The organism is Rhizobium atlanticum, assembly GCF_030182485.1.
In the GTDB taxonomy this organism is placed as follows: domain Bacteria; phylum Pseudomonadota; class Alphaproteobacteria; order Rhizobiales; family Rhizobiaceae; genus Rhizobium.
This window is the reverse complement of record NZ_JAQJCJ010000032.1, coordinates 32628-40964: the sequence shown is the minus strand read 5'-3', so window position 1 is coordinate 40964 and position 8337 is coordinate 32628. Positions and strand designations below refer to the sequence as shown.

The window sequence follows — 8337 nt, the reverse complement described above, 5'->3', positions numbered from 1 at the left end:
GAGCGGCAGGCGGGTCGTATCCGCCTTCATCGCGACGGCCTTTGCCCAGGAGACCCCGGAGGCAGCAAGCCGCACAATGGCGCAGTGTCGCCGATCAAATCAGGCCGAAAGTGCCGAAGCTTGCCACCATCATGGACGACGCTGAAGAGGACGTGCTCGCCTACATGACCTTCCCGAAAGAGCACCGGGCAAAGCTGCACTCGACGAATCCAATTGAGCGTCTCAACGGCGAAATCAAGCGACGCACCGAGGTCGTCGGCATCTTTCCGAACGACGAAGCCATCGTCCGTCTCGTCGGTGCATTGCTGCTCGAACAGAATGATGAATGGGCCGTTCAACGCGCCAGGTATATGACGCTTGAGACCATGGCCCAAATGAGCGATGATCCCCAAATCGGCCTGCCCCGCTGTGATGTCGGGTCAGGAAACGAGCGGGACAGCAGGCTAATACACTGCCCGAATTGCCCCGTGTGGACGGCAAGCGTCAAGCCTTGATGCCAAATTCAAACGGATATGAGTGGGGCTTCGCAGCTGCGGCGAGGTCTCGATAGGGTCCGACAGTAAGCCCGAATGAGTGGGCACAATGGGACTGAAAGTGGGATCACTTGGTGAGCCCGTTGTTCCCGCGCGGAGATCCCGCCGCTATTCTCGCAAATGTCGGACAGCCGCCGCCCTTTGTCGCATTTGTCGAGATCACGACAATCGGTTTGTCCCGCTCTGCTCTACGCACCCGTCAAGCCACGGAGTGGTGCCTGCTTCGCAGTTTTGAATTTGAGAGCGAGCGGGCTACGGCTCCGTCATTGCTGGGGGTCCGATAGCGAAAGCCTGTTCGAGATGCGTGCTTCTCTATCGTCGCACAGGGCGTTTTCAGCATCTTGGGCCCTCTCACCGGTCTGAACAACTGTTTCAGCTTGATCATTTGAGGTTTTCGCAACCGAACGTGCTTGCCGTGGCTGGTCGGCAAGCCGTCGCTCGAACGATCATGGAATGCGATACTAAGTTTTCCGGAATCTGGATTCCAACTGGAATGCAGGAAGACGATCGGTAGTAGCGTTTTTAGCTCGCATTTTACGCTGCATTTTCGAGTGGCACGTCGCTTGCTTCATTTCTCGTGCCGCCGATTCACCGAAACTCAGAAAGAGCCAACGCAAGCTCTATGGTGGTGCGAATTGCCCACTGCTCCCGCGCCCAGACGGCGCGGAACCGTCCTAAAAGCGGCATTAATCTTGGCGAAGGACAATTCAAATCCAAGGGAGAGTAAGATGAGCATCACACGCAGACATGTCATCGTTCAGGGTGGCGTCATTGCAGCAGGCCTGCTCGCCAGCGGCCTACCGGGGACAAAAGCCTTCGCGCAGATACCGTCAATCCCTTGGCGGCGCTCACTGCAGGGCTTGGCCTGGAACGACCCGATCATCGAGACCTATCGCGACGCAGTGCGCCTTCTCAACGCCCTTCCCGCCAGCGACAAATTCAACTGGGTCAACCTCTCGAAAATTCACGGCAGCGGTGACGTCGTCAAATACTGCCCGCATGGCAACTGGTATTTCCTGCCGTGGCACAGGGCCTATACGGCTATGTACGAGCGCATCGTTCGGCACGTGACCAAGAACAACGATTTCGCTATGCCGTTCTGGGACTGGACCGACAATCCGTACCTGCCCGAAGTGTTCACAATGCAAAAGACGCCCGACGGCAAGGACAATCCACTTTATGTTTCGTCGCGCACCTGGCCAATCACGCAGCCGATGCCGGACAATATAGTTGGGCCACAGGTTCTCAACACCATCCTAACGGCGAAGCCATACGAGGTCTTCGGCACCACCCGCCCCCAGGGACAGAACTCACTCGATCCTTCCTGGGTCACCACCAGCAGCGGCACGCAGGGGACGCTGGAATACACACCGCACAATCAGGTGCACAACAATATCGGTGGCTGGATGCCGGAAATGTCGTCGCCCCGCGATCCGATCTTCTTCATGCATCATTGCAACATCGACCGCATCTGGGCGACGTGGAATTTGCGCAACGCCAACAGCACGGATCGGCTCTGGGCCGACATGCCGTTCACCGACAATTTTTACGATGTCGACGGCAACTTCTGGTCCCCGAAGGTCTCTGACCTTTATGTTCCAGAGGAACTCGGATACAATTATGGTTTCCGGACCTACTTCAAGGTCGCGGCGGCGAGCGCCAAAACGCTGGCCCTGAACGATAAACTCACGTCCGTGATCGCGGCGACGGCGACCGATGCTGCAGTCGCCGGCGTGACGACCACCTCCACGGACAACAGCAAGGCGGCAACGGAAAACGTGCCGCTTTCGCTGCCGATCAAGATCCCGGCGGGCGCATTGCAGGAGATCGTCCGCCAACCGCCTCTGCCATCCGGCATGGATACAATGGATTTCGGCGCGGCACAGGAGCAGGCGGCCTCCGCTCCTCGTGTGCTGGCATTCCTGCGCGATGTCGAGATCACCAGTGCCAGCACGACCAGCGTTCGGGTGTTTCTCGGCAAGAACGACCTTAAGGCCGATACGCCCGTCACCGATCCCCATTACGTCGGTTCTTTCGCCGTTCTCGGTCATGACGGCGACCATCATCGCAAACCATCCTTCGTCCTCGATCTGACGGACGCGATCCAGCGGGTTTACGGCGGAAGGGGGCAGACGGATGGCGAGGCCATCGACCTGCAGCTCATTCCTGTCGGATCGGGAGCGGGCAAACCCGGCGCCGTAGAGCCCGCAAAGCTAGAAATAGCCATAGTGTCCGCCTAACATCCGGACTGGCTGGGTTGTGGAGACATCGATGCGCTATCATCGTTGGGTGCTTATCGCTATTCGTGCGGCGGCATTATCGATGCTGCGCATCGTCAGCCCGGTTCAAGCTAACGAGAGCGACATGCGGGCAACGACCAGTAAGCCCGCGACGATAACCATATCGAGCAGAGCAGTCCACTCATCGGCTGATACCAGTGCGCGGGTCGTCCTTACTGTCACTGGTTATGAACCGTCGACTTCAGGACCAGTGACGACGGTCGTTTCGCTTGACTGCGGCAGTAACGTTCGCGAAATTGGTAGGTTTGGTATTTTTCCGAACAAGGCGTTTTCGGTATTGGACGGGGCAAAGCCTCAACGATTTGGGTTTCCCTTGCCCGATGACCCGTCTTGCCGTCAGCCACAGACCGTCATTATCCGGCTGGAGCCTCAAACAGGCGGCGGTTCGGGCGCCAGCATCACTATCAGCGACGCAAGCATCGAATAGATTGGCAGTCGGGGCTGATTTGCCGCTAGCTCCAGAACCTTGGCGGCAATGAAAGTCCGCCGGATAAAATAGAGGGTTTTGATAGGTTGTTGTGACAAAGGTCCAACGCGCAGCGCCTATCGTGGTCAACAGTTTACAGTCTTGCCGCTGCATTCGGCGACTGATGGTCGTCTGCAAGCAGGCAAAGGTTTTTGGCCGACCCGAGACTAGGCTCAAGATAAAGTCGCTCTTAAAGGCATTGAACCAACGACGCGTTCCTAGATCAGTAAAGTGACTCTTCAACCACTTCAGATGCTTGCGCGGAGTCTGTCCGAAAGCTGCATTGACTTCGCACGCGGTCCAAAACCGATTCAGACTGCGCGTTCAATTCAAAACTGAAGATTAGACGTGTGCTTTTAATGGCACTGGATTTGCAAGGACACGGGCGGCGTGCGGCCATAGGTATCGTGATAGAGAGGCGCGGAGGTTAGTCTTGAAACGAAGAGATTTTTCGACTGTTGGGCTCACTGCTCTTCTCGCCGGGATCGTATTCCCGGCTTTTCCCAGCACCGGATTCAGTGAGCAGCGAAAGCCGTCCATCCCCGCACTCCCTGATCAGCGGAAACTTTGGAGTTGGATCAAAAGGCTCAACAGTTTCGGCCCCCGATTGACCGGCAGCCCGGCGCAAGCACGGGCAATCGATTATCTTGCTGGTGAGTTGAGAGGGATGGGCCTTGAGGTGAAGCGCGATCAACTCACGATGCGCCGGTGGATGCCACGAACCACCGCGTTCAAACTGTCAAATGGTGAAGTAATTGAGGTAGCGGCGCCGTTCCCGTATTCCGGGCTTACACCTCCCGGCGGTATCTCGGGTAAGATGGTTCTTTTCAACGGTCGGGTTCAGGCGTTTGAGAAAGCCCGCGGCAAAATTGCGGTGGTGACGGTAAAGCGTCGGGATCTGGCGGCATTCCTCGAACTGGTGACCAATCGACGCGGCAGCCTGCCGGAAGGCATAGACTTTCCCAAAGCCGTAACCACGCCGCTTATCACCGGTTTGCTTGGCGTACCGATCGACAAGGCGCGTGAAGCAGGGGTTTTAGCCGTCGTTTGCATTTTCGAAGGCGTCTCGGAAGTGCAGTTGAAGGGGCAGGTGCTGCCATTCACCACACCGTATTGGGGCTTACCTGCAATATGGGTGGCGCAATCTGAAGGAGAGCGGATCAAAGCCGCGATCAAGCACGGTTTGAGCGGTCGCCTGACCTTGGATGGCACGTTGGAAGACGTTGCGACCGATACGATTTATGCGGTTTTGCCGGGCTGCAACCTGCTTGAGACAATCATCATCAACACCCACACCGATGGACCTAATGCGTGCGAAGAGAACGGCGGTGCTGGGGTACTCGCTCTGGCGCATTATTTCTCCTCGCTACCGAAATCTGCCCGCAACCGAAGCCTCGTCTTCGTACTCGTCACGGGTCATTTCCAGCTTGCCCAGTTCGGCCGCCACGGGAATCAGGCGACGGCGACCTGGCTCGAAATGCATCCAGAATTGTGGGACGGCAAACCCGGCCATGCTAAAGCCGTTGCAGGAGCTACGATTGAGCATCTTGGATGTACCGAGTGGCGAGATGACTTTGCAAAAGGGCACCCCGCGCCCACCGGGAAGCCGGAACTCGATTTGATCTATACCAGTAATAAGTCGATGAGTGGCGTGTACATCGCTGCCGCACGCGGGCGCAAAAAGGTACGCGCGCTGATAGTCGCCCCAGCGGCGGCGCAGGTGATGTTGGGCGAAGGACAGCCATTATACGCATCAGGAATTCCGACGATATCAAGCTGTCCGATACCGGACTATCTTTGCCAGGTCTTGCCGGGCGGAGGCTTGGACCGGCTCGACCCTGATTACGCCTTTCAGCAAGTCGAAACCTTTGCCCGCACGGTCGACTTGCTCGACAGGATGCCGCGTGGTGAGATCGGAATCGTTCCGTTTAACCTGTCCACTGTTATCGGTGATCTGCTGTAAACCTGACCAACACTAACGCCAGCGAAAATGGCGGTGTCACGCGATCGGCACTTTAACTGGCGCCGAGGATCATCTGGCAGTTCACGATAGTGCCGGGTCATAGCCGTCCCATCTGGGCACGCTTCGTCATGCATGAGATGACCGGCCTGCGTTTCCACATCGCGGCCTTCGAGGCTCTCGGCGGCGCTCCGCGGGAGTGCTTTGCGACCGGATGAAGACTGCCGTCATCGGTGAGCGTCAGACAGAAGGCATCGTCTATAAACCATGCCACCACCAGCCTTAGCCCCAACCAAAGCCACGCGGACGGCCGCTGAAACATCCTAGTTGGTGGGATCCCACACCGCAGGCGAATCCATCACCTCCTGTCCTCCGATAGTCTCCAACGAGCTGGGAGAAACTGCTGATCCAGGCTGAATGAAGACTTTGTGTGGCATTCCCTGGCGACGAGCTTGCTGCCCCTCTCCCGGCGTAGCTGGCTGACCCAGTGCTTGGCATAGACATTGCAGGGGATGAATGCGGCGGTAACTCGTTGGGGTCGGAAGTCGTCAAACTGCTTTCCTAGGCGTCGGCATTGCCTACCGAGCACCTCGCCAGACGGAAGCACGATCGATCTGGCACGTATGTATGCGTACGGGATCATAACCATAGAGGAGTTGAAACGATGGCGGATATTCTTACATCTCTAAACCCGCTCCGGTGGATTGAAGCGCCATCCACGGAACTGGAGAGCCAAGTGACCCAAAGTCTATTCCCGATGTTCCAACGCTTGGCGGAAGCGGGCGCTGAAACCGCTAAAATTCTGCAGGTTGCCTTATTGCGCCGCGTGCAAGTCATGTGCGACAGCCACTCTACCCGCCAGGGAAAGCTCTTTACTGAGGCCGAACGTCTTGCCGAGAGTCTACGCGAGGTGCACGGCAATGGGAATTTGGGCTACGCTTGGGCGGAATACCTGCGCGACGCTAGTGAGCGCGCCATATTGTGCATGGATCTTCTCCGACAGCGCGGCGACATCTTCCTCGAACATGAAGCGGCAGGCTGTCCGCCGGTTTTCTTCTGCGACTACGAGACAGTTATGGATGGAAACGATCTGCCCTTGAAATCCAATTACGTGTTACTTCGAATGATCCCGCCCCAAGGTGTTAACGTCGATGACACGAAGCGCCCCTTCATAATCATTTGCCCGCGCGCCGGACATAGTCCCGGCGTCGGTGGCCACAAAGAAGACAGCCAGGTCGGCGTAGCGTTCCGGGAAGGTCACCCGGTTTATTTGGTGTCCTTCCGCCGAGAGCCAGAGGGGGGGCAGTATCTCTCTAATGTCACGTATGCGGAAGCGGCCTTTGTTCGTGAGGTCATGCGCCTGCATCCGCTTGCCCGCCTTCCAGTCGTAGTCGGCAACTGCCAAGCTGGCTGGGCTACCCTTCTGATGGTTGCGACAAATCTCGACTTAGCTGGCCCGATCATCCTCAACGGATCGCCGGTGACACCTACCTCGGGAAATATCGGTGAAAATACCCTCCGCTACATGGCGGGCCTCTTCGGGGGAGCTTGGATAACCATGTTTTTGTCAGATCTGGGCGGAGGCATCTTCGACGGCGCCCATCTCGTACAGAATTTCTAAACGCTCAATCCCGAGCGCCAGTTATTCATGAAGTATGTCGAACTGTTCCGAGATGTGGATGCGGCGAGCGAAGCCTTCCTTAAGGCTGAGAAGTGGTGGGGCGGCTTCTGCCTGATGCGGGGAGACGAGATCCGCTGGATAGTTGAGCACCTCTTTGTTGGTAATCGACTGGCGCACAACAAGGCGTATGGGGAGCCGGACCGGCGGCATTTCGACCTTAAGAAGATCAGGGCGCCTATTATCATATTTGCCAGTCATGGCGACAATGTAACGCCGCCGCAGCAGGCGCTGAATTGGATCCCCGAAATCTATGACAACGAGGAGGAAATCCGCCTTCTCGGCCAGCACATTATTTATATGGTACACAACGACGTCGGTCACCTCGGTACATTCGTTTCCTCGAGAGTAATCAACAAAGAATACAATGAGGTTGCAAGCACGCTCGAGGCAATTGAGGCGTTGTTGCCTGGCCTTTACGAGATGCGCATCACGGACATTCAAGAAGATGCTGGACACAAGAGCTATAGTGTTGAACTGATCGAGCGCACCTTCGAGAATATCCGTGAGTTTAACGATGGCCATGACGATGGAGGTCCCTTCGCTGCCGTCGCCCGCGTCTCTGAACTGCAAGCGCAGATCTATCACACAGTTGCCCGCCCCTTTGTGCAGGCCGCGGTCACAGACATCTCAGCAGACGCCAGCCGAATGTTCCATCCAAAGCGGCTGGAGCGATCGCTGCTGTCTTCTCAGAATCCGATCATGGTTGGCTATAAGTCAATTTCAGAGCAGGTACGGAACTCCCGGGCGAACGCAGCAGCGGAAAATCCTTTCCTGGCTGCGGAAGCGCTCTATTTCAAGGCTGTCGAACAGGCGATCGTGGTCATGCGCGACTGGCGCGACATGGGTTATGAGCTCGCGTTTCACATGATCTGGAACAACCCTTGGCAGCGATATTTTGACAATCCCCACGAAGCATACCGCAAAGGGACGACACTTGACGATATGAGATGGCAGCCGGACATCGCCAATGCGCTCAGGAGGATCGCGATCGGCGGACTCGCCGATGCCATCATCCGTATGGTCGTACTCCTGGTGAGCGATCGTGGCGGGATCCGACGCGACCGCCTGGCGCGCTGGTCACGGGTGCTGACCGAGGACGAGCCCTTCCGCTCACTAAGCGCTGATCATTTGGCCGAAATCACTCGCGTGCAGACGGCTATCGTCACCTTTGAGCCGGAGCAAGCAATGGAGACGCTGCCGCTGTTGCTAACGGAACCGAGGCAACGGCAACTCGCTTATGCAGCCGCTTGCTATATCCCGGGCTCCAGGGCGGAGATGTCATCGAGTACTGTTGCCATGCTACAGCGCTTCGCGGACGTGCTTGGCCAGCCATCGATCGTCGATGTGATTGAGGATCCGCTGGCAGTGACATAGTTTGTTCGTAGAGTAGCGTCTCG

Annotated in this window: 3 protein-coding genes and 3 pseudogenes; all 6 read left to right on the top strand. The window is 57.0% G+C overall.

Annotation, left to right across the window (positions count from 1 at the left end):
* Positions 1–404 (top strand): annotated as a pseudogene (locus PH551_RS30030) (transposase); the annotation flags it as partial.
* Between the two features lie 857 nt (positions 405–1261).
* Complete coding sequence (locus tag PH551_RS30025; protein ID WP_004668600.1) at positions 1262–2773, top strand: tyrosinase family protein; 1512 nt, start codon at positions 1262–1264, stop codon at positions 2771–2773.
* Between the two features lie 31 nt (positions 2774–2804).
* Positions 2805–3260 carry a hypothetical protein gene (locus PH551_RS30020; RefSeq protein ID WP_004668602.1) on the top strand — a complete coding sequence of 152 codons (456 nt, stop codon included), beginning with the start codon at positions 2805–2807 and terminating at the stop codon, positions 3258–3260.
* 472 nt (positions 3261–3732) lie between these two features.
* Positions 3733–5262, top strand: coding sequence for a zinc-binding metallopeptidase family protein (locus tag PH551_RS30015; RefSeq protein WP_004668604.1), 1530 nt, complete (start codon positions 3733–3735; stop codon positions 5260–5262).
* Positions 5263–5327: 65 nt separating this feature from the next.
* Positions 5328–5521 (top strand): annotated as a pseudogene (locus PH551_RS30010) (IS21 family transposase); the annotation flags it as partial.
* Positions 5522–5923: 402 nt separating this feature from the next.
* Positions 5924–8314, top strand: a pseudogene (locus tag PH551_RS30005) (DUF3141 domain-containing protein).
* Positions 8315–8337: the final 23 nt, after the last annotated feature.

Coding starts and splice junctions, on each gene's coding strand:
- PH551_RS30020 (WP_004668602.1), top strand. CDS start 2,805: ATGCGCTATCATCGTTGGGTGCTTATCGCTATTCGTGCGGCGGCATTA.
- PH551_RS30025 (WP_004668600.1), top strand. CDS start 1,262: ATGAGCATCACACGCAGACATGTCATCGTTCAGGGTGGCGTCATTGCA.